This window comes from Granulicatella sp. WM01 (assembly GCF_004570605.1).
GTDB lineage: Bacteria > Bacillota > Bacilli > Lactobacillales > Aerococcaceae > WM01.
The window spans coordinates 1-23,012 of the sequence record NZ_SPPB01000028.1; the positions used below are offsets into that span (position 1 = coordinate 1).

Below are 23,012 nucleotides of genomic sequence, written 5' to 3' on the forward strand. Positions count from 1 at the left end.
ATAATATGATATTTAATATGATGTTGCACGTCTTGAGTTAGCCAATTTTCTGGAAATTCAAATTCTTCTTCCAATTTCAATAATTTTCTGGTATTCTTATCCATGTGAAGCACCTCTTTACTATTTTGTCTCAACTTATAGTTTACTGGTTTGCTTCACTTTTTTCTATAAAAAAATAATCGTGTTGGCGAACTTTTTTGTTCACCAACACGATTTATTGTACACCCATTTTTTATGAATAATAGACAAAACAACAAAAATTCACTGCTTTTAACAATGAGTTCTTGTTGTTTTCATATACTATTATTGACTTATTTCATTTGTTTTCTTATTTTATATTTCGCACGATACAAAATACGCTTGACTCGTTTATCTTGTATAAAATCTGGGTTATTTATTTGATTTTGATAAAACACTTCTTTTTCAGACTTACTCAACACATCATAAGCGCATTCAAAGCGTTCCCTTACTTCAACAACTTGTTCTGGATTTAAACTATCTGAATATATGTTTTCCATAATATAATCATTGTGTACTCTATCCGTAGATATTAACGTTTCTCCCTTACGTTTATGTGCATTATAATATCTGATTAATTCACAGAAATGATGTTTCAGTAAATACATGTAAAAACTACTAAACTTTATTCTACTATCTAATTTGTATCTTTGTACAGCCTGGTATAAGATAATTCGGCACTCTTGTAAAAGATCATCAAAATCCATCAACGGAAAATGATAACACTTAATTTTACTTATCATTAAAGGTTGATATTTGAGTGCCAATGTTGTAAATGCCTCATCATTATGTTCACGGCATTTTTGAATGAGACATAAATCTTGTTTTTGGTTTTCCATGGTTCTCCCCTTTCAAAAGGGGACAGCACTCTATGTTAAGCGTCTACCTCTGAAAACTTCATATAACAATACGCCACTAGCCACACTAGCATTTAAACTTTGCACATGCCCTACCATTGGAATAGTTAACAATTCATCAGCTCCCTGTTTTACTAATCGTGATACACCTTTTCCTTCATTCCCAATGATAATCGCTAGAGCACTGTTCACATCCCAGTGATGATAAGACTTCCCTTCCATATCTGTAGCAAATATCCACACACCTTTTTCTTTCAATACATCAATCGTGTGCGTTAAATTTGTTACTCTAACTACTGGAACATGTTCAATAGCACCTGTAGATGTTTTAGCAACTATTCCTGTTAAGCCAACCGAACGTCGCTTAGGAATAATAATACCGTGAGCACCTACTGCATCAGCAGTTCTAATAATTGAACCTAAGTTATGTGGATCTTCTATTCCGTCTAAAATAATAAAAAATGGTTGCTCATCTCTTTCCTCTGCTCTCTTGAACAAATCATCTAACTCAGCGTATTGATATGCAGAAACAGCCGCTAATACACCTTGATGTACTCCGTTTTCACTTAGTGTATCAAGTTTACTCTTTGGAACGTACTGTATCTGTACCCCTTTTTCTTTTGCTAAACTGAGTATCTCAAAAATTTTGTGTCCTGACAACTTTTCTTGTAAAAAAAGTTTATTGACATCTCTATTTCCTTTTAATAGTTCGATAACCGGAATACGCCCAATAACATAATCACCATTTTCAGATATTTTTTGTCTATTCTCATTTTTTTTATCTAATTTGGGGCTTTTTTTTAGTACATCTTTTGATTTTTTAGTTGTTTTCATATTTTTCTCCTATGAAAGTTGTACACCATTGACATAATTCTTGTAATCTCATCTCTTGTTTTTCCAAATACAAATAGCCTATTAATGTTTCAAACCCTGTTGCCACACGATAAGTCATAATATCAGTATTTTTTGCTGACGTATGACTTTTCGTATTTCGTCCTCTTTTATACATTGTTTTCTCTTTTTCACTTAAAAATATTTCGTCTTGTAACATAGCTTTCATTAACATAGCTTGTGCCTTAGCAGACACATATTTTGTAGCTGTTTTGTGCAAATGGTTTGGTTTAGTTATTCCTTGATTAATTAAATACTCTCGAATATACAATTCATAGATAGCATCGCCTATATATGCGAGAGTTAAACCATTTAATTGTTCAACATTTTTCATGTTTATAACTCCTATTTTCTAACTTCCGATTAAGTATATCACATTTTAAAACTTTTTGTCTGCGACTATCTCAATGGAGATAGGGAAAAACTATGCTTTGTTTGAAGTGATATGTTTAAAATAACGAGAAATCAACGTTTATAAACGACGATTCCTCTCAGTTTTTGTTATTTGGAGATTTTTTCTTAGTCCTAGTTTTGCTATTATGGTACGTTTTCTATTTCATGACACCGAAATCTTAAACACCACATTAAAAACTGTATCATTTCTATTTCTTTTTCTCTTCAATAGCGCCTAATTTTATTCTATCTCTTATAGATATGTAAAAAGCAGTACACCTAAATAATTGATCATTCTAGTGTTTATGTGTACTGCATGAAGTGAATTGAGAAACATTTTGACAAAAAACAACTATTTTTTCAAGCAACAATGTTGTCATTACATAAAAAATTCCAGTAGGTCTAATTTCCTACTGGAATTTTTTGGATATGAAATTTATACTCTTATAGCAACTTCGACGATTTAGTCTTCAATCTTTGCTCTATCCCAAATTTCGATAGTAGCTCCTCTGAATTCACGATTACTAATTTCAGCAACTTCTTTTGTTTGATAGTATTTAACGATTGTTTTAAAGACTTCTTCTTTTGCTCTATCTTCACGTGCTGCAATAACATTGTAATATGGTTTAGATGCTTCATTAACTTCTTCTAAGTAAATAGCGTCTGTTTTAGGCGTTAACCCAGCATCTACTGCATAATTGGCATTAATAACAGCTGCTGCAACATCTGGTAATGATTGATATGTTTGCCCAGCAATTAACTCAACAATCTCAATTTTCTTAGGATTTTCAACAATATCTGAAACCGTTACTAATGTATTAGATACATCATTCAATTTAATAACTCCTGCATTATGTAATAAACGTAACGCTCTTGCACCGTTTGTTGTGTCATTAGGAATAGAAATCTTATCTCCCTCTTTTAATTCACTTAATGATTTGATTTTTTGAGAGTATGCTCCCATTGGTGAATACATTGTGTAAGCAATCTCTTTGATGTGCGTTCCTTTTTCAGAATTAAATTTATTTAAGTATAAAATATGTTGGAAAGCATTCAAGTCAATAGATCCATCTTCCAAAGCTGTATTTGGTGTCACATAATCTTCAAACTCTACAATTTCTAAATTAATATTTTCTTTTTCTTTTAATTGTTCTTTAACGTAATCCCATTGCGGATGATTTGTTCCTGATACACCAATTTTCACAGTAACTGTTTCTTTCTTACTTTCTGTTTTTTCTGTTGATGATGTACTTGGTGCTCCACAAGCAGCTAATGTAAATGCAGCTAACGCTGTTAAGGCTAATTTTTTTAATGACATATTATTTCCTCCAATAATGATAATAATTTTATGTGAATGAATATGCCCCCATAACACTTCATTCTATCAATTCAAATTCCCCATCAAGTCCCTCTAGTTATTAAACTCCTTCCTAAAATTTTTCCTTCCCCTATGGTTTCTAACATCTTATACATCATATAAGTGCATAACACCATACTAGTCATAAGATTTCCAAACTTCATTATTATTTGCTTGTTACTTTTTCTAAAAAGTTTCCAATAGCTTGAGTCACAAATACAATAATCAACATAATCCCCGTCGCAACAATAATCACATCACCTTGAAATCTATTATATCCTCGTGCAATAGCTAAGTTTCCTAATCCTCCTGCTCCAAAAGCCCCTGCCATAGTGGTTAAGCCTATCAAACTAATTGTTGTTAATGAACTAGCACGAATTAAACTAGGTAACCCTTCTCTTAAATACACCCTGAAAATAATTTCAAGCGGAGAACATCCCATTGCTATAGACGCTTCAATAACTCCACGATCAACTTCTAATAAAGCCAATTGAACTTGTCTAGCAAAAAAAGGAATAGTTGCAACACTTAAAGGTGGAATAGCACCTGGAATACCAATTGTTGTCCCAACTATTGCGCGTGTAAATGGAATAATCAACATGGCTAAAATGATGAATGGAACAGAACGAAACACATTGACTAATTTATCTAATAAATTATAAACCACCTTATTAGCTAAAATACCATCATGTCTTGTCACAACAATAATAACACCTAAAGCTAGTCCAATTACCCCTGCGATTATTCCAGTAATTCCGGTCATCAGTAATGTTTCAATTGTGCTTTTTTGAATTTCTTCCCATACTTTCTGATTAATATTCGGAAAAAGTGTCTGTAAATTCATTATATCTGACCTCCTCTAAGATCTTCTAATATCTCTAAAGTCGCTTGATTTTGTTCAATATAACTCAACGCTCCCGCAATATCTTCATGTTGTCCAGATAAAACAACTAATAACGTTCCAATCGGTGTTTCTTGAATAATTTCAACATTTCCAAACAAAATATTGGCAGCTACGTTATAATGTGTTGATAATTTTGTAATGAGTGGATCTCCTGTAGATGATCCAACAAATGAAATTTTAGCCAATACATCGCCCTGTTTTAGATTCAATAATTTTTCATGATGTAAAATTGTTTCAATACCTTTATTAATATGCGTTGCTGTGTCAATAAAATCTTTTGTTAACTGTCTTTCAGGGTGAGTAAAGATGTTTAAAATACTGCCTTCCTCAATAACTTCCCCTTTTTCCATAACTGCAACTCGATTACACACTTCTTTAACAACTTGCATCTCATGCGTAATAATCACAATAGTAATACCTAATTTTTGGTTTACTTGTTTTAATAATTCTAAAATCGAATAGGTCGTCTTTGGATCCAAAGCACTAGTTGCTTCATCACATAATAAAACATGTGGGTCATTTGCTAAAGCTCTGGCAATCGCTACTCTTTGTTTTTGCCCGCCCGATAATTGTCTAGGATACGCATCTGCTTTATCTTCTAAGCCAACTAATTTTAATAACTTATTTACCTTTTTTATAATTTCTTGTTCGGATAATCCTGATTTTTTCAACGGAAATGCAACATTGGAAAATACCGATATACTATTCATCAAATTAAAATGTTGGAAAATCATGCCTATTTTCTTACGTGCTTCCCTTAATTGTTTAGCATTTAAACTGGTTAAATCAGTATCAGACACAATAACTTTTCCCTCATTAGTTGGACGTTGTAATAAATTAATAGTTCTAACAAGTGTACTTTTTCCTGCTCCACTATATCCAATAATGCCATAAATATCTCCTCTATTAATCTGTAAAGACACTTGTTTAACAGCATGTATTTGCTTTTGATTTTGTTCAAAAGTAACATCTATATTTTGTAACGTTATCATGTTTTCACTCCTTTTCTGGTATACAAAAAAGTCCTTTCCCTAATGGGAAAGGACGAGTTAAAGTCTAATCTCGTGGTACCACCTTTGTTCATTAACTGCATCACTGCAATTAATCTCTACCAGTACGTCTGTTCATTAACAGATTATACTGTGTTGCTGTAACGGGCACCTTCCGTGCTGTCTTAAATGTTCAGACAACCCACTCAAAAGCCATTTTCAACCGAATCCATACACTTATTTCCACCATCCATAAGCTCTCTATGCTACTTTTCCGATTTACTTTCTTCATCTTCGTGTTTCTATGTTGAACATATTACCTAATTTTTTTGTATCTGTCAATGCTTTTTTATAAAAAAATTAAATTTTTATGAAAAAACTCTCTTATATTGAAAAATAAAATTTAATGATAAAAACAAGCCCTTGCAACTACCCATTTATGCCAATAAAATAATAGACACGATTAAAAAGATTATGAATATAAATTCCATGATAAAATACCCTCCATTCCATCAAACTTCTCATTTTTTAACAGGCTAATTTTCAGTCTTAAAATTAGTCAACTTATTATACATTTGCCAATAAATCAATCCCCAACAAAAAACATTTTCTCTACTATCATAAATACTAAGCCACTTTTTGTAAATATTTTTTACTTAATGATTATGTGACTACCAAACAAATGTAACCAATACAAACGAATGATGTATCCATATTTTATAGCAGTTACATGATTATCTTGTTTAATATATCATACCTAATATCCATTTTTGTTAAATTCAATTTAAACTGACAATAGACATTATTGCTACATATTAACACCTATCAATAAGATACATTAGAGATATTCCCACAAAATCACGGCTCTTGCCAAATTTAAGTCCTCTGCTTTAATAACATGATAAGTCACTTTTTCTTCATTTTGGCAATAGTGTTGCACTTTTCCAGATCTTACTTCATTTTCATAAATAATAGCAAGATGTTTAGGGAGTTTATCATGATATATATTAGGTAGACTTTTCCAGATCCATTCTAAATACACTGCATTATTGACATGTTGGTTCATATCAATATCTGTTTGGCGAATACTGTACTCTTGACTATCTGAACATACATCTAAACGTTTTATTTTAGTCATTTTTTGTGATGTACTTAATCTTTCAGCCTTATATACGTTTACAAATTTAGGATCAATACGCACAAGTTTTCTCTCTATCATATCCACTAAAGCAAATTTCATTACTGTTTCCACAAAAACTGTATCATTTATAAACACTTTAAATCGTCTATACGTAAAAAATTTATTATACGAAAGTGCTTCTGTTTCAACAGTAATGGTATCGTCAACTTTAGGCATTTGATGGATAGTTAAATCATGTTGCAAAATAAACCATGTTAATCCTTTTTCTTGTAGGATACATGTATTTCCAAGACGTTCTGTTTGTCGATTAGACACATAAAGCAGTAATCTAACAAGCATAGGAATGCTTAATCTTCCATTACTATCTGTTTCATGCGATTTAATCACAATGCTTTCTCTATAGATTTCTCCCATAATTCCACCTCTTTCACATATTATCCACACTAATACACACCTTATCCACATGTTATCCACAAAAATGTGGATAACTATCTGAATTGTGAACAATATAAGTCATAATAATACCCTTTTTTACACATCAGATCTTCATGGCTTCCTTCTTCCATAATGCCTTCTGGTGTCACAACTATAATTCTATCCACATGTTGAATCGTCGCTAAACGGTGTGCAATAATTAATGTTGTTCTCCCTTTAGACAATATATCAAACGATTCTTGAATAATCCGTTCCGTTTGTGTATCTAAAGCACTAGTAGCCTCATCTAAAATTAAAATATTTGGATTTTTCAACAAAATGCGTGCAATGGCAAGTCTTTGTTTTTGTCCTCCTGATAAACGAACCCCACGTTCACCAATTTCTGTATCCATTCCCTGTGGCATCGCCTTAATAACGTCACTTAAATGTGCTTGTTCAATAGCTTTTAAAACCTCTTCATCACTTGCATCTAAACGTCCATATAAAATGTTTTCTTTAATTGTTCCACCAAACAAAAATACATCTTGTTGAACAATTCCAATTTGTTTACGTAAAGACTCCAATGTTATGTCTTTAATAGACAAATTATCAATTAAAATATCGCCACCTGTCACATCATAAAAACGTGGCAACAAATGACAAATCGTTGATTTTCCTGCCCCACTTGGTCCAACAAAAGCTACTTTTTCACCTTTTTTTATATATAAATTAATATCCCTTAATACTGTTTTTTCATCATTATATTGAAAATACACATGTTTGTACTCAATATCTCCAGCTAATTGTTTCACAGCTCTAGCATGTGGAGCATCTACAATTTCAGGTAAGCATTTTAATTCCTCTTGTAAACGTCTAAAACCAGCAAATCCTTTTGGGTATGTTTCAATCATAATATTAATGAGTTCAATAGGGCGTACTAAAACATTTGTCAATAAAATAAATCCTGCCAAAACACCAGTTGATAGTCCATCATGAATAGTAAAATACGCTCCAAAAAATAGCGCAAATAAATTAATCAATCGCATGAATAAATAATTAAACGCCGAACTATTGCCCATTGTCTTATAAAATAAACGTTTAGCTTGTTCATAAAGATGTAAAAACTTTTCAAAACGTTGTTTTTCATACGCTTCATTGGCAAAAGCTTTAACAACACGAATACCACTTATTGTATTTTCTATACCCACATTAAATTCAGCTAAAGCATCGTATACTTGATGATTACTCTTTTCCATTTTACGATTATACAAAGCAGCGACAATTGCAATCAACGGAACCATAATCACTGTAATAAATGCCAAGGCTGGATGTGTAAGATACATCAAACAAAAAGCTCCAATTAGTGTCATTACCGTTACAAATAAATCTTCCGGTCCATGATGTGCTAATTCACTAATATAAAACAAATCCGACGTTAAACGAGTCATCAGTGTTCCTGTTTTTGTATGATCAAAATATCTGAAAGACTGTTGTTGTAGATGACTAAACAACTCTCTACGCATATCATTTTCAATACATACTCCTAACATGTGTCCAAAATAAACAACAATATATTTTAAATACGTGTTTAATGCATAAAATCCAAATAATCCTAGTGCAATGACAAGAATGACTGAAAAATCATGGTTTGGGATAATACTATCAATAACATAACGCACTAAAAAAGGAAAAATCAATTCCAAAATCCCCGCAATAACAGCACATGAAAAATCCAAACAAAATAATGCTTTATACGGTTTGTAATATCTAAAAAATAACTTTAACATTTCTACCGTCCTTACTGTAAAATAAACATGAACGCTTTCATATTTATCTTCACCTTGTTTTAATTTACTTATTCATACACAGTATCAAAAATTCATATTTAAAAATGATTTTAAACGAAGGTTTTTAAAACACTTCATTAGAGCATATAACAAATCGTGTTGGTGAACCAAAGGAGATCGCCAACACGATTTTGTTTATATAATTAAGTGACACAAACCTGTTTTCCACAACATAATTTGATAAATCCCCTTAATTTAAAGTCATTTTAATTATTTTGTGAACGCGTTCTAGCCTTAAATTCATGTTTTTTAGTCAATAAATAGCTACTGTTTACGCATTAAGATAAACGACTTAATACATCATTAAGGTGTGCCATACACTTTTGACGTCCCAATACTTCAATCGTTTTTGCTAATTCAGGTCCATGTAAAGCACCACTAGTGGCAATACGAATTGGCATAAATAGTTGTTTTCCTTTGATGCCTGTTTCTTTTTGCACCTCTTTAATTAATGCTTTTATATTCTCTTGTGTATAATTTTCTAAATTTTCTAATTTTACCTTAAAACTCGTTAATACACTAGATACGGTATCTTCTGCAAGAACTTCTTTTGCCTCTTGTGATAAATGAAATTCATGCTCAAAGAAAATTTTTGATGCCTCAATAATATCAAATCCACAATGAAGCTGTTCATGATATAAGGCTACTACTTGTTTAGCATGCTCTAATTCCTCATCAGAAGGATTTTCTGGAATATAATTTGCACTTACTAAATGCGGCAAAGCAAGTTCGAAAACTTTTTCTAAAGGTGCTTTTTTCATATACACACTATTTACCCACGCTAATTTTTGTGCATCAAAAGCTGCAGGAGATTTACTTAATCTATTTTCATCAAATAATTGGACAAATTCTTCATGAGTGAAGATTTCTTCTTCTCCAATAGGTGACCAACCTAATAAACCAATAAAATTAAACATCGCTTCTGGCAAATACCCTAGCTCTTTATATTGTTCAATAAATTGTAAAATAGCACCATCTCGTTTAGACAATTTCTTTCCTGTTTCTGCATTAATAATTAATGTCATGTGTCCAAAAGTTGGTTTATCCCAACCAAAAGCATCATAAATCATTAACTGCTTAGGTGTGTTTGCAATATGCTCATCTCCACGTAATACATGTGTAATATCCATAAAATGATCATCGACAACAACTGCGAAATTATACGTTGGCATTCCATCACGTTTTAAAATTACAAAATCCCCACCAATACTGCTTGATTCAAAAGAAATTGTTCCTTTAACCATATCGCTGAATGTATACACTGTATTTTCTGGAACACGGAAACGCACTACTGGTTTTCTACCCTCTGATTCAAAAGCATCACGCTGTTCTTTTGTCAAATGAGCATGTGCTCCACTGTAATGTGGCATTTCGCCCCTTGCCATTTGAGCTTCTCTTTCAGCTTCTAATTCCTCTTCCGTACAATAACATAAATATGCTTTATCTTCCTTAATTAATTGCTCAATCAAAGGCATATAAATATGTAATCTCTCAGATTGACGATAAGGTCCGTATTTTGAATTTACTTTATCTGGACCTTCATCCCACTCAATACCTAACCATCTTAAATTATCTAACTGACTTTTCTCGCCATGTTCAATATTTCTTTTTTGATCAGTATCTTCAATACGAATAATAAACTCTCCACCATAATGTTTAGCGAATAAATAATTAAATAATGCTGTTCTTGTATTTCCTATATGCAAATGTCCTGTTGGACTAGGTGCATAACGTGCTCTAATTTTTTTAGTCATAATATCCTTCCTTATTTTATGTTTATACATAGTTTACCACAATTTTTATACTTTTTCTTTTATTTTTCGTTGTGTATGTGTCGGTTTAGCAAAAATCATACGCCCTGCTGCTGTTTGTAATGCACTTGTAATCACAACTTCAATAGTTTGATTCATATAATAATGTCCATCTTCTACAACTATCATCGTACCATCATCTAAATATGCCACACCTTGTTGCCGTTCTGTGCCGTCCTTAACAATTAATACATCCATTGTTTCCCCTGGCAAAACAACTGGTTTAATTGCATTAGCTAACTCATTAATATTTAAAACCGGTACATTTTGTAACGTACAAACTTTATTCAAATTATAATCATTTGTCATCACAAATCCATCTAACACTTTAGCTAATTTAACGAGTTTACTGTCTACTTCAACAATTTCCTCAAAATCTCCCTCATAGATTTCAACATGCGTTATTTCCAATTTTTGCAACTGACTTAATATATCAAGACCTCTACGCCCCTTAGCACGTTTTAAACCATCAGAAGAGTCTGCAATTAACTGTAATTCATGAACAACAAACAACGGAACAAGCAAAATCCCCTCAATAAATCCCGTTTTTGCAATATCATAAATACGTCCGTCAATAATAACACTCGTATCTAATATTTTATATTTACGTCCCTCATGCTCTCTACGTTCCAACATTTCAGTTTCAATTTGCTTTGGCTTTAACTGTTGAATAACCTTTTTCCATGTGTCTGGTCGTCTTGTCCCTACGCTAAACCCTAAATATCCGCACAAGGCAATTAAGACAACTGGTAAAATGTTAGAAATAATAGGAATATAAATGTAGTTAAATATTGAACTAAGCAAAGTGCCTATTACTAAACCTACAATCATACCAATACTGCCAAACAATAAAAATAATGGTGACTTATTATTCAAATACTTTTCAATAGATGAAATCGTACGTAAAATCTGTTTAGATAAAATAAGAGCAACAATAAAAGCAATAAATGCACCAATTAAACTATTGATAATATCATAGGTAAACCACTCGTCTTGCGTAAACGAAAAATGTTTCCATACAAATGGTAACCATAGAAACCCTAAACTTCCTCCTAAAACAACAGCAATACCTACAATAATCTGCTGAGTTTTTCGTTTAAACATGTCTATTTTTCCCTCCTTCTACTTAAAAATTAACTGCAAGGCATCTTTCAAGGTAGATACACCAATAACCTCTATACCTTTAAAAGATGTCATACCTTTTACATTATTTTTTGGAATAAATATCCTCTTAAATCCTAATTTATATGCCTCTTTTATTCTATCTTCAATATTTTGTACTCGCCTAATTTCACCAGTTAGCCCAATTTCACCAACAAAAGCATCACTTAAAGACGTTTCTTTCTCCCAATAACTTGAGGCTAAACTAACAGCCATGGCTAAATCAATAGCCGGTTCTTCCAATTTTACACCACCAGCCACTTTAAAATACGCATCTTGATTTTGTAACAACATACCTGTACGTTTCTCAAGAACTGCCATGATTAAAGCCACACGATTATAGTCCAATCCACTAGCTGTACGTCTAGCATTCCCAAAAGCTGTAGGTGTCATCAAACACTGAATTTCAACTAAAATTGGACGTGTTCCTTCAACTGATACAACAACTGCCGATCCATTTGCACCAGGAATACGTTCCTCTAAGAAAAATTCAGACGGATTTGTTATCTCTCTTAATCCTGTTTGATTCATTTCAAATACACCAATTTCATTTGTTGAACCAAACCTATTTTTTACAGCACGTAAAATCCTAAAACTTTGATGTTTCTCTCCCTCAAAATATAGCACCGTATCCACCATGTGCTCTAACATTCTAGGACCTGCAATCGTGCCCTCCTTTGTCACATGACCAACAATAAAAATAGCAATATTATTCGTTTTCGCTAATTGCATTAATGTTGCTGTATTTTCTCTAATTTGAGATACACTTCCTGCTACACCCGAACTTGCTTGTTCATGCACCATCGTTTGAATAGAATCAATAATGACATATTGAGGTTTTATCTCTTCAATAACTTGAATAATCGCCAACATGTTCGTTTCCGGATAGATGTAAAATTCACCATCTCTAATACCCAAACGTTCCGCACGCATTTTTATTTGACTAGCACTTTCTTCTCCTGAAACATACAATACTTTCTTTTTCAACTGGTGTAATTGCGCAGACACTTGTAATAAAAGCGTTGATTTTCCAATTCCTGGATCACCTCCAATTAATACAAGAGAACCTGAAACAATCCCTCCACCTAATACACGATCCAATTCGCTTAAATGCGTTTGTAGACGCTCTTCTTTTGTATAAGTAATATCCTTAATAGGAAGTGCTTTTGCTAATTGTCCAGAAAAATCTTTTCTCTGTGTTGTCGGTTTTTCTTTAGTTTGCACCGTCACCTCTTCTAAAGTAGACCAACTTTGGCAATTTGGACAACGTCCTAACCACTTATTTGATTCATATCCACACGCTTGACAACTGTATTTTGTCGTTATTTTCTTTCCCATACGCTTACTTTGATAAAGACTGTGTACCGGACGATCCAAATCCACCAGAACGTAAACTTGTCGTATCGTCATTATCCGCTTTTAAAAATGGTACAAAAATGCCTTGTCCTATCCGTTCTCCTTTTTTTATCACTTTATCCCTTAATCCAAAATTAGACAACTGAAAATAAATATGCCCCTCATTATCTGCATTATTATAATAATCCGCATCAACAACACCCACCCCGTTTGTTAACACTAAAAAATGTTTTAATGGATTACTTGAACGGTTTGTTAATTGTAAATATTCATCCTCTTGCATGTACGCCTTTATTCCAGTAGGCACTAATACAGGTTTTAATGCACTTTCCCACTCTTTAACCTCTTCAGTTTGCTGTGTTGATTGATGAAACCATTGTTTTAATTCTAAAGCAACATGTTTGAAAATAACTTTCCAAAAACTTGGTACAACACTATCTTCTGCTGCCTCAAAATCATACCCTGCAGATTGTTTTGTTGCTCTTTTTGGTAAATTTATCTCCTTATCTTCATACGCTTTTACAACTTGAAATCCTCTCTTCATCACTTTTCTCCTTACCATTATTCTCTGTTAATCATATCAAATTTTTTAACCATTTAAAAATATTCTCTATCTAAAATGAGAAAATGTCCTATTCTTTAATTTAACTGTATTTTATAGTCATTAAAAAATTAATTTAAATAATGAAATCGCTTGACATAAATATAAAAACAAATTATTATATGTATATACTTTTTAAAAGAAGTTTCCAATGTATCTACTATCTTGATGCCAAAATAAAAATTTAATTTAGGAGATATAATTATGAATAAACAAAATCTACTAAAAAAAATTATTCTTTTTAACGTAATTTATATTCTAACCTATCTTATCGTTGGATACGCTACTTCAGGCAAAGTGAATGTTGAATTTTTAATCATTAGCTGCATTGCCTATTATCTGATTTGCCTAGCCCTATACACTATACAGTTAAAAAAACATAAACAATAAGACTATGCAAAAAATATTAACAAACACACACGGCTTTAAATTAGGCACTTACCTCCTTAATTTAAAGCCGTTTTTTTATATTCACTTCATTTTTTAAAATTCAATTTTTTTGTCCAATTCCTTTTACCCAAGAATCTTAATCTAGCAATCATTTTTCTATAAACATCTCTTAAACATTTGCACCAAATAAAAAAAGAGTTATAATATTCTTTGAATACTTTACATTTTAAGGAGAAAACGGTGTTTATTAAACAAAAGAAAACAAATCGCTTGTCACATGTTGAAAGTCTTTCAAATAACGAACGCATGTTACAAGGAACAACTTGGCTATCCATTGGGTTGATGCTATCTAAAATTATCGGTGCACTGTACATTATCCCATGGGCTCGTATGATAGGAGAACATTTTCAACTGGCAAACAGCTTATACACTTTAGCCTACGTTCCTTATGCCCTATTTATTGATATTGGTACTGCAGGATTTCCTTTAGCTATTACAAAACAAATTTCACAACTAAATGCTAAAGGCGAATATAAAGCTAGTATTCATTTATTCAAAAACAGTTTAATCATTATGAGTATTTTAGGAGTAATATCTGCAGCCGTTTTTTATTTTTCTGCCGATTTATTATCTGCAGTTAGCGGTATCACTCCAACGCAATTTGTCAGTGATAATGTGCGTGTCTTACGCTCATTAGCTCCAGCTCTTTTAATTATTCCACCGATGAGCTTGCTACGTGGATTTTTCCAAGGATTTCAGCAAATGACTACACCAGCTTTGTCACAAATCATTGATCAATTTTCTCGTGTAGCCTACATGCTCATTATGACTTATTATGTCATTCATATTGCACACGGATCATTTATTGATGCAGTAGTACAGTCTACATTTGCTGCATTTATTGGAGCAAGTGTATCACTCATCTTTTTATTATTTGAACTTTATAAAGAACGACATTACATTTTTGAAAAAGTCAAGTTAGGAAAAAATACACTTTCTATTTCTATGAAAGACAGTTTTTTCATGGTTTTACAAGATTCTATTCCATTTGTACTAATTAGTTCTGGAACATCAATGATGTCATTTATCGATCAATTAACGTACCAACATGTTGTACAAAATTTTTCTAATTTTTCACAAAAACATATCTCGATTACTTATTCATGGTTTAGTGCCAATGCAACTAAATTAGTATCTATCGTAGGATCTTTAACAATGGCAGTCACATCTGCAACTATACCAACCATTTCAAGACTATATCATCAAGGAAATAAAAAAGAACTAGCCAAAGCGACCTCTGACAATTTACGCTTGTATGCATTTATTGTTATTCCTGCATCTATTGGATTATTTATAGTGTCTAATTCAATGTATCGTTTATTTTATTCCGATGCAAATGGTGGTCATATTCTCAAAACATTCGCTATCGGCTTAATTTTTACCGGTCTATTCAGTATGTTTATTAGTACCCTTCAAGGTATGGGAAAACACCATATTGCTATAAAATCCTTATCTATTTTACTCTTGTCAAAATTAACATTTAATCTTTTATTCATCATGTTATTCAAAGAGCAAGGTCCTGGATTTGCTAACATTGCATCCACTAGTTTAACACTTGTTTATTTATGGGACGAAGTGTACAAAGCAACACGTTTTAACCGAATTATTCTTATAAAGTATATGACTATTATTTTGCAATGCACAATTATTATGGCAATATCTTCAGTAATTGTATACTCTTTATGCAATAGTTTTTTGCCAGAATTTGGAGCTCTGCCAAATCTTATTAGAGTATTTCTTACTGCTATAGTAGGTGGTTTAGCTTATATTATCGCCTCCTTAAAATTAAAATTAGCTGATGCTATTATGCCAAAACAAGCAAAAAAATTACGAAGATTACTTCATTTATAACCACTTATATCACATCTTAAAATAGCATAACATCAAAGACAAATCATGTTGATGTTATGCTATTTATTATAAAAAAGTACTTTTCTCAATTCAAACGCTTACATTTTTTGCTTTTTTATGATATACTATAGTCATAGAATAATTCTATAAAATGACCTTATGAAAAGGAGAGTTGCTTATGTTAACATTTAATATTAGAGGAGAAAATATAGAAGTAACTGAAGCACTACGCTTATATACAGAAAAGAAAATTGGAAAATTAGAACGTTACTTCAGTCATATTCCAAATGTTGTTGCCCACGTTAACTTAAAGGTATATCCAGATAAAAACGCTAAAGTTGAAGTGACTATTCCGCTTCCATTTGTTGTATTACGTGCAGAAGAAACAACAAGCGATTTATATGGTAGTATAGATTTAGTTATTGACAAACTTGAAAGACAAATCAGAAAATATAAAACAAAAATTCAAAAAAAATATCGTGAACAAAATTTAATGTTTGATACACCTTTATCTACCCAACAACCTACCGAAATAGATTCTGACACTTTAGAAATTGCACGGATTAAACGTATTCCATTTAAACCAATGGATAGTGAAGAAGCTATTTTACAAATGAATTTATTAGGACACGATTTCTTTGCATATATTGATATTGAAACAGAAGATATGTGTGTTGTTTATCGCCGTAAAGATGGAAAATACGGATTAATTGAGGCTGATAGATAACATCAATATCATCATTTAACCACTGTGCCACTGGGTTTTTAGGAAAATCCAGTGGCGTATCTGTTTTATTTAGAGGTATACATCACTACAAAGCTAATCTGATTAATGTCAATAAAAATAAAAAACAAGTATACTAAAAACTAAGCATTATCTAAAGTGATATGTTTAAAACTCTCAAAAAATTTGAGAGAATCGCTCGCTTGCATGTTATTTTTTATGAATTTTTTGTACACCTTTTAAGTATACTTGACGTTAGATACTGATATATCATTTTCTAAAAAGGCATTGATACGTAAGCAATAGTACCACATTTTTACAGATACCTATAATTACAAGAAAATTTACTATAGTTTATATATAGGTATTTATGTGTTTTTTTTATAAAATGAATCTAATATAAAAACTTTTTTATATTAATATGTATACGTTTTCATAAATAAACTATTAAGGGAGGCTTTTTCATGAAAAGCAAACACAAAAAATATATTGCTATTAGTGTCATAACATTAACGGGTTTTTTAGCAAGCCCATCTACAAATCCGTTTCACTATGTTACTTTTGCACAAGAAACTTCTACAGAAACATCTTCTATATCTCACTATGAAAGAAACCCTGAATCAACAGCACTTTTTCCAAATACACTTTTAACATGGAGCGTATCTACTGATCCAAATGCAGTATTTAATATATCTAAAGTACCTCTAGCAAGCCGAGTTAACGGACCTAATACTAATGCCAATCAAAGTCAGGAAGCTAAAGTGTTATCTATTGCAATTGTCAATAAAAATACTTCTGGTACACCTTCTCAAGGTGGAAAAAATAAAGAAATTTATAATTTTACAAACTGGCAATACGTTGATACCTTAGTTGCATGGGCCGGTTCTGCTGGAGAAGGCATTATCGTTCCACCAAGTGGAGATATTACAGATGTGGCTCACCGTAATGGTGTACCAGTATTAGGAACGGTATTTTTTCCACCACGTGCATACGGTGGAAAATCTGACTGGGTTAGAGAATTTGTTCAAAAAGATGCCAACGGTAACTATGTTATGGCAGATAAGTTACTAGAAATGGCAGATGCTTATGGTTTTGATGGCTGGTTTATTAATCAAGAAACAGGCACCGATGCACAAACTGCATCAGAGTTAAAACAATTACTAATGTATTTACAACAACATAAAAAACCACATCAACAAATTGTATGGTATGATTCTATGCTTCCTTCAGGTGATGTATATTGGCAAGGTGAATTAAACACACGGAATAGTATGTACTTCCAAGATGGAGAACAACGTGTTTCTGATAAAATGTTCTTAGATTTTAGATGGACATCATCTACACTAGATAATTCAAAAAACATTGCTCGTGCATTAAATCGTAGTCCTTTTGAACTCTTTGCTGGTTTGGACGTTCAAGCAAATGGGATAAATTCATCTCGAAAACCTCATCATATTTTAGATAACAAAGGACAATTAAAAACATCAATCGGTCTGTATGTTCCCGACTGGACTTTACGTGACGGAGGAAAATACAACCTAGATGCTTATTGGGAAAATGAAAAAAAATTCTGGATTAATAATGCCGGAGATCCTCGTCAAGTCACTCAAAACAATTCAGACTGGGGAGGTATTTCAAATTACGTTGTTGAAAAAACACCAATTACGACTTTACCTTTCGTTACACAATTCAATGTTGGGAATGGTACACAAATGTTCCGCCAAGGAAAGTTAGTGCAAACAGGAGATTTTAACAACCGCAGTGTACAAGATATTTTACCAACTTACCGCTGGATTATTGATAATGGTAACGGGAATACCTTACAAGCATCATTTTCATATCAAGATGCTTTCAATGGTGGATCTTCTATCTTACTAACTGGAAATATGAATAAAGATATTTCTAGCTTTATAAAATTATATGCAACATCTATTAATCCAGACTCTTCAAGTGAGGCTTACCTCATTTCAAAAGGTGATCAAAAAGTAGAGTTAGTATTGAGCGTGGAAAATGCCGACAAACCAATCACATTAACAAGTCAACAAACGACAGCAGTAGGCGAAAATAATTGGAAAAAACATCAATTTTCTTTAAAAGACCTTGCTGGAAAAAAAGTAACTTCCATTGGAATAAATGTATACGGTGAAAATGGAAATCAATCCATTTACATTGGTGAATTAGGTATTGGAGATTTTAAAACTGAACAAGTTGTCAGTCCAGTAACTCAAGTAAATGTATTAGGAAAAACTGTTCATGATGACTTAACTGAAAGCGTGCGTCTATCTTGGCAATCTGCTGGAGAAAATACTACTGGATACTCCATTTATCGTCAAGATGAAAATGGACAAACATTTGTAGGAGAAACATCAAACACAGCCTTTACATTAATTGAGCAAAAACGTGGAAAACAAAATCCAACTTATATTATCGTTCCACGTGATAAAAATCATGTTGAGCACACAGATAAATCTTCAAGTACAACATACCAATTTGAAAAAATGAATACTCCAGAAATTAGTATTCATGCCAATAAAACATTTGTTAGAGCAGGTGAAGAAATTGTTTTAACAGCTAAAGCATCTCCATCTACTGAAAAAATTTCATGGCGTATCCCTGAAGCTGATATTATTTCAGAAAACGACCGTACTATTACAGTAAAATTTAAAAAAGCAGGTATATTTAGCGCTTTTGCAACTGCCGAAAATTTAGCTGGTCAATCTACTGATAAGAAAGAACAATACATTTCTGTTTATGACGATTCTAGTCAATTTTCTATAGAAAATTTAGCTTTATTGCCAAATGTTACAGCAAATGGTTCTGGTTTCACAAATAACAGTGAAAGTTATCGTTTTGCCTTTGACGATAAGTTGAATACAAAATGGTGTGATAACAGAAACGAACACCCGTACATGACTGTGGACTTAGGTTCTAAAAAAACAATCACAGGATTTGAGTTGCATCATGCCCAAGCAGGTGGAGAAAATTCTGAATGGAATACTAAAGATTATGATATTTTAGTCAGTGATGACGGACAAAATTGGACAACTGTTGTTGAACATCGCAATAATACAAAAGCTGTAACACAAGATTCTATCCCAAAAATAGAGGGTCGTTATGTCAAACTATTTATCCAAAAAGCCGAATTTACAGGAAATACTGCTCGTATTTATGAATTTAAAATTTTTGGCATTAACAAAACTAATGTCGAAGTATCTAAAAATGCAACATTAATCTCTAAATTAAGAGATTTACACCATGAAGCAAAAGAAGTTTTACCGAATGACTATACAAAAGAAAGCTTTGAGGCTTTAGAAGATGCCATAAAAAAGTCTAAAACGGTACTAGACAACGAAGCTACAACAGAAGCTGATGCTGTTCAAAATAGCATTAATCAACTTTCTGAAGCCTTAAAACAATTGACGTTAAAACCTAGTCCTGTTTATGAAACAAAAGGTATTAACGTAACATTAAATGAAGATAAAACTATGGCAACATTCAAAGACAATGATAACGATACATCTGTCTTTGTAAAAATCCCTGTTAGTATGCTACCAGATAACATTCAATCTCTAGTCGTCAAAAAACGTCCTACATCAACAATACATAATAAGATGAATAATCTTTTCGATACGTACGACATCTATTTTGTTGATGAACAAGGTATAGAGCAACCCTTGAAAAAATCTCAAACATCACAAGATCGCTCTGTTACATTAGAAAATACTAATGAAAAATTAGAAATTTTTATTCCTATCAACAAAGATAAAAAAGTGCTTAACACACACTTACTAAACTTAGACGGTACAGAAATTGTTAAAAATTTAGAATGGACGTTGAATACTGACAATCATATCATTATATCTACAAATGATTTTAGAACAATTGCTATTGAATTTGAAGAAGAAAAATCTACAGAAAATCCAATAGTAAAACCAAAAGATGAAGATTCTAACAATCCTTCTTCAAATCCAAAATCTAATACAGATACGACTACATCTACAACTTCTACATCTTCTACGACTAATTCTGATAGTCATAGCACATCTAGTCATCAAAGTAGTCAATCTGAACAAAAAAATAATAAAAACACTAAACCAGGGAAAAACAAAGAACTCCCTTACACTGGAAGTTCAAATAGTTTATTCACAGTATTTTTAGGCTTTATTATAAGTTTAAGTGGACTATTCGTTGCATTAAAACGCAAAAAATAACGATTTGCTCAAAATAAACTGAATGGCTTTACATAAAGGTTCTTTGTCTATAATATTGACGAAGAACCTTTATTTATCTATGTAAAATATCTCTCTATTACTGCATAACTTAAAAGATTGCTTCACTTTCAATTAGGTTAATAAATTCTTTTTAAATTTATTAATCCTACACAAAATACTTATAATCCTTACTTAAATATCATTCTATATCAAATAGATTATATGTTTAAATAGATAATATTAGACTTTAAAGGAATTGGGAAAAAGTTTTTAAATAAAAAACTGTGAGAAATCAACGTTTATAAACGAAGATTTTACGCAATTTTAAAATATTACGTCAGACAATACTTATTTTTTCTTAAAACATTTATTTATGATAGAAGCGTAATTAACAAACTTTTTAAAACAAAAAATAGCATAAAAATCAGATAATTACCTCATTTTTATGCTATTATATGTATTATTAATTAATATACGGCTTAAATATCGTCAAAAATTTCGTCGTCAGATACTACCGTTAAATCATCTTCAATTGATGGAGAATCAAAATCATCATCTGGATCTAACTCAGATAAATCAGATCGGTACTCAATTAATTCTTCGTCCATATCATCTAAATCGTCTGAATCAATATCATCATCTAAATCATCCATATCTTCTGGATCATCATTACTATAATCAACATCATCATCACTTGTGACAAACGCATTAATTTTCTTACGTTTCTTACGACGTGGCACATTATTTTCTTCTAAAGCGGATACTAACTCCTCATCAATCGAATCAATTGGATACCAAGAACGTAATCCCCAACGGTTATCACCTAATGAAATAAAACTCCCATCTGTATTTAATTCTGTATAGAAAATAGACATGCGTGCATCAAGTTCTTCTTCTGACAATTCTAAATACTCTTGCACAGCAACTAATAGGTCATTGAATTCCATGACATCTTTTTTTTCTTCTAAAATAGCATGTGCTACTTCAATCATTGATAATTCTTTTTTATTAAGACCATCAAACTTATTCAACATGTGACACAACCTTTCAAAAATTTCTTGTTTATCATATACCAAATAGCTTAGTTTTTCAATATATTAATAATTTTTTATGTAAGATATTAAATCTTTTTGACAAACTCAGATTTTAATTTCATGGCACCAAATCCATCAATCTTACAATCAATATTATGATCCCCTTCAACTAAACGTATATTTTTCACACGTGTGCCTTGTTTTAAATCTTTTGGTGCACCTTTTACTTTTAAGTCTTTAATAACTGTTACAGTATCACCATCTTGCAAAAGATTTCCATTTGCATCTTTTACAACTAAACCACTTTCCTGTTCTTGACTATCTGCTATACTCCATTCGTATGCACATTCTGGACAAACATACATACTTCCATCTTCGTATGTATAACTTGATTGGCATTTTGGGCAATTTGGTAAGTTTTCCATTATACTCTCCTTCAAAAACTTAATTGTATCATTTTATATCTTATCATATAACTATACTTGAAAGCTAGCATATTGATGTAGTCTTTTTATTTCTGCCTAATCTTATCCAATATGCCATTAAACATAAAAAAAGACTATCTTTTTATTTATAAAAATTTTGTTCACTATAAAGCGTTAACAACATTATATTAACAATATAGAAAACGTTTTTTAAATGTCAATCGAAAATGAAAATGTCCCAAAATGTGGGCCACTATAAGTGCAATGATTTTCAAAAAAATCATTGCACTTATAGGGCAAAATAATGTATGCTATTAAAGTATCAAGCAAGCTTGTTGTCTTGATACTCTTCAAGAGTTTTTCCAATACTCTTGAGATAGCGTTTGAAAGATGCCAGTTTCCACGGGTGTGATTGTGGTGGAACGTATTGGCGTCTTTCTTTTTTTATATTCTCACCCAAATCAAACACCGCTGAATGCTCTTCATGTGTTAACAAACAACGTGTGGCATAAATGTTGTCAGCGATATTCAAGAAAATATCCCCATTAAATGCTTCAATAACCAACGCTTTTGTGTG

At 31.8% G+C, this 23,012-nt stretch carries 17 protein-coding genes, 1 pseudogene and 1 other annotated feature; of the genes and pseudogenes, 3 read left to right on the plus strand and 15 right to left on the minus strand.

The window, feature by feature from the left end; genetic code table 11:
• Window positions 1–311 precede the first annotated feature (311 nt).
• From E4T68_RS04995 to E4T68_RS05050, 12 genes are all read right to left on the minus strand, one after another.
• Window positions 312–857: a sigma-70 family RNA polymerase sigma factor gene (locus E4T68_RS04995; RefSeq protein WP_135124729.1), complete on the minus strand. Its 546-nt coding sequence runs from the start codon at window positions 855–857 to the stop codon at window positions 312–314.
• Between the two features lie 30 nt (window positions 858–887).
• On the minus strand, window positions 888–1,709 hold the full coding sequence (gene rlmB, locus E4T68_RS05000; RefSeq protein WP_135124731.1) for a 23S rRNA (guanosine(2251)-2'-O)-methyltransferase RlmB: 822 nt from the start codon (window positions 1,707–1,709) through the stop codon (window positions 888–890).
• Window positions 1,696–2,100 carry a Mini-ribonuclease 3 gene (locus E4T68_RS05005; RefSeq protein ID WP_135124733.1) on the minus strand — a complete coding sequence of 135 codons (405 nt, stop codon included), beginning with the start codon at window positions 2,098–2,100 and terminating at the stop codon, window positions 1,696–1,698. Before E4T68_RS05005 ends, rlmB begins: the two co-directional genes overlap by 14 nt.
• Before the next feature lie 522 nt (window positions 2,101–2,622).
• The gene (locus tag E4T68_RS05010) at window positions 2,623–3,477 is read right to left on the minus strand and encodes a MetQ/NlpA family ABC transporter substrate-binding protein (protein WP_135124735.1); all 855 of its coding nucleotides are present in this window, start codon (window positions 3,475–3,477) and stop codon (window positions 2,623–2,625) included.
• 205 nt (window positions 3,478–3,682) lie between these two features.
• Window positions 3,683–4,360 carry a methionine ABC transporter permease gene (locus E4T68_RS05015; protein WP_135124737.1) on the minus strand — a complete coding sequence of 226 codons (678 nt, stop codon included), beginning with the start codon at window positions 4,358–4,360 and terminating at the stop codon, window positions 3,683–3,685.
• Window positions 4,360–5,412, minus strand: a complete 1,053-nt coding sequence (locus tag E4T68_RS05020; RefSeq protein WP_135124739.1) for a methionine ABC transporter ATP-binding protein — start codon at window positions 5,410–5,412, stop codon at window positions 4,360–4,362. The genes E4T68_RS05015 and E4T68_RS05020 overlap by 1 nt, the downstream gene beginning before the upstream one ends.
• A 45-nt stretch (window positions 5,413–5,457) precedes the next feature.
• Window positions 5,458–5,713 (minus strand) — a binding site (T-box leader).
• Between the two features lie 534 nt (window positions 5,714–6,247).
• The gene (locus tag E4T68_RS05025; protein ID WP_167753821.1) at window positions 6,248–6,964 is read right to left on the minus strand and encodes an acyl-[acyl-carrier-protein] thioesterase; all 717 of its coding nucleotides are present in this window, start codon (window positions 6,962–6,964) and stop codon (window positions 6,248–6,250) included.
• 74 nt (window positions 6,965–7,038) lie between these two features.
• Window positions 7,039–8,751, minus strand: coding sequence for an ABC transporter ATP-binding protein (locus E4T68_RS05030; RefSeq protein WP_135124743.1), 1,713 nt, complete (start codon window positions 8,749–8,751; stop codon window positions 7,039–7,041).
• 338 nt (window positions 8,752–9,089) lie between these two features.
• A complete protein-coding gene (gene gltX / locus E4T68_RS05035; protein WP_135124745.1) occupies window positions 9,090–10,565 on the minus strand; it encodes a glutamate--tRNA ligase in 1,476 nt (491 codons plus the stop codon).
• A gap of 45 nt (window positions 10,566–10,610) precedes the next feature.
• Window positions 10,611–11,726 (minus strand): PIN/TRAM domain-containing protein, encoded by a 1,116-nt coding sequence (locus tag E4T68_RS05040; RefSeq protein WP_135124747.1) that lies wholly within the window; start codon window positions 11,724–11,726, stop codon window positions 10,611–10,613.
• 18 nt (window positions 11,727–11,744) lie between these two features.
• On the minus strand, window positions 11,745–13,121 hold the full coding sequence (gene radA / locus E4T68_RS05045; RefSeq protein ID WP_135124749.1) for a DNA repair protein RadA: 1,377 nt from the start codon (window positions 13,119–13,121) through the stop codon (window positions 11,745–11,747).
• 4 nt (window positions 13,122–13,125) lie between these two features.
• Window positions 13,126–13,686 (minus strand): dUTP diphosphatase, encoded by a 561-nt coding sequence (locus E4T68_RS05050; RefSeq protein WP_194185088.1) that lies wholly within the window; start codon window positions 13,684–13,686, stop codon window positions 13,126–13,128.
• Window positions 13,687–14,370: 684 nt separating this feature from the next.
• Between E4T68_RS05050 and E4T68_RS05055 the strand changes: the two genes are divergently transcribed.
• The 3 genes from E4T68_RS05055 to E4T68_RS05065 all read left to right on the plus strand — a co-directional run bounded on the left by E4T68_RS05055 (window position 14,371) and on the right by E4T68_RS05065 (window position 20,976).
• Entirely contained in the window at window positions 14,371–16,041 is a 1,671-nt protein-coding gene (locus tag E4T68_RS05055) for a polysaccharide biosynthesis protein (protein ID WP_135124753.1), read from the plus strand.
• Between the two features lie 178 nt (window positions 16,042–16,219).
• Window positions 16,220–16,768 carry a ribosome hibernation-promoting factor, HPF/YfiA family gene (gene hpf / locus E4T68_RS05060; protein WP_135124755.1) on the plus strand — a complete coding sequence of 183 codons (549 nt, stop codon included), beginning with the start codon at window positions 16,220–16,222 and terminating at the stop codon, window positions 16,766–16,768.
• Between the two features lie 461 nt (window positions 16,769–17,229).
• Window positions 17,230–20,976, plus strand: coding sequence for a discoidin domain-containing protein (locus E4T68_RS05065; protein WP_135124757.1), 3,747 nt, complete (start codon window positions 17,230–17,232; stop codon window positions 20,974–20,976).
• Window positions 20,977–21,455: 479 nt separating this feature from the next.
• Here E4T68_RS05065 and rpoE read toward each other — a convergent pair whose 3' ends face one another.
• The 3 genes and pseudogenes from rpoE to E4T68_RS05080 form a co-directional block, all read right to left on the minus strand.
• A complete protein-coding gene (rpoE, locus tag E4T68_RS05070; RefSeq protein ID WP_135124760.1) occupies window positions 21,456–22,010 on the minus strand; it encodes a DNA-directed RNA polymerase subunit delta in 555 nt (184 codons plus the stop codon).
• 86 nt (window positions 22,011–22,096) lie between these two features.
• Window positions 22,097–22,435 carry a zinc ribbon domain-containing protein YjdM gene (locus tag E4T68_RS05075; protein WP_135124762.1) on the minus strand — a complete coding sequence of 113 codons (339 nt, stop codon included), beginning with the start codon at window positions 22,433–22,435 and terminating at the stop codon, window positions 22,097–22,099.
• Window positions 22,436–22,757: 322 nt separating this feature from the next.
• A pseudogene (locus tag E4T68_RS05080) lies at window positions 22,758–23,012 on the minus strand (ISNCY family transposase); the annotation flags it as partial.

Excerpts from the sequence above, each read along its gene's own strand:
- E4T68_RS05010 (WP_135124735.1), bottom strand. The coding sequence starts at position 3,477 with ATGTCATTAAAAAAATTAGCCTTAACAGCGTTAGCTGCATTTACATTA.
- E4T68_RS05065 (WP_135124757.1), top strand. The coding sequence starts at position 17,230 with ATGAAAAGCAAACACAAAAAATATATTGCTATTAGTGTCATAACATTA.
- E4T68_RS05025 (WP_167753821.1), bottom strand. The coding sequence starts at position 6,964 with ATGGGAGAAATCTATAGAGAAAGCATTGTGATTAAATCGCATGAAACA.
- radA (WP_135124749.1), bottom strand. The coding sequence starts at position 13,121 with ATGGGAAAGAAAATAACGACAAAATACAGTTGTCAAGCGTGTGGATAT.
- hpf (WP_135124755.1), top strand. The coding sequence starts at position 16,220 with ATGTTAACATTTAATATTAGAGGAGAAAATATAGAAGTAACTGAAGCA.
- E4T68_RS05030 (WP_135124743.1), bottom strand. The coding sequence starts at position 8,751 with ATGTTAAAGTTATTTTTTAGATATTACAAACCGTATAAAGCATTATTT.
- E4T68_RS05020 (WP_135124739.1), bottom strand. The coding sequence starts at position 5,412 with ATGATAACGTTACAAAATATAGATGTTACTTTTGAACAAAATCAAAAG.
- gltX (WP_135124745.1), bottom strand. The coding sequence starts at position 10,565 with ATGACTAAAAAAATTAGAGCACGTTATGCACCTAGTCCAACAGGACAT.
- E4T68_RS05005 (WP_135124733.1), bottom strand. The coding sequence starts at position 2,100 with ATGAAAAATGTTGAACAATTAAATGGTTTAACTCTCGCATATATAGGC.
- E4T68_RS05015 (WP_135124737.1), bottom strand. The coding sequence starts at position 4,360 with ATGAATTTACAGACACTTTTTCCGAATATTAATCAGAAAGTATGGGAA.
- E4T68_RS05075 (WP_135124762.1), bottom strand. The coding sequence starts at position 22,435 with ATGGAAAACTTACCAAATTGCCCAAAATGCCAATCAAGTTATACATAC.
- E4T68_RS04995 (WP_135124729.1), bottom strand. The coding sequence starts at position 857 with ATGGAAAACCAAAAACAAGATTTATGTCTCATTCAAAAATGCCGTGAA.
- rpoE (WP_135124760.1), bottom strand. The coding sequence starts at position 22,010 with ATGTTGAATAAGTTTGATGGTCTTAATAAAAAAGAATTATCAATGATT.
- E4T68_RS05040 (WP_135124747.1), bottom strand. The coding sequence starts at position 11,726 with ATGTTTAAACGAAAAACTCAGCAGATTATTGTAGGTATTGCTGTTGTT.
- rlmB (WP_135124731.1), bottom strand. The coding sequence starts at position 1,709 with ATGAAAACAACTAAAAAATCAAAAGATGTACTAAAAAAAAGCCCCAAA.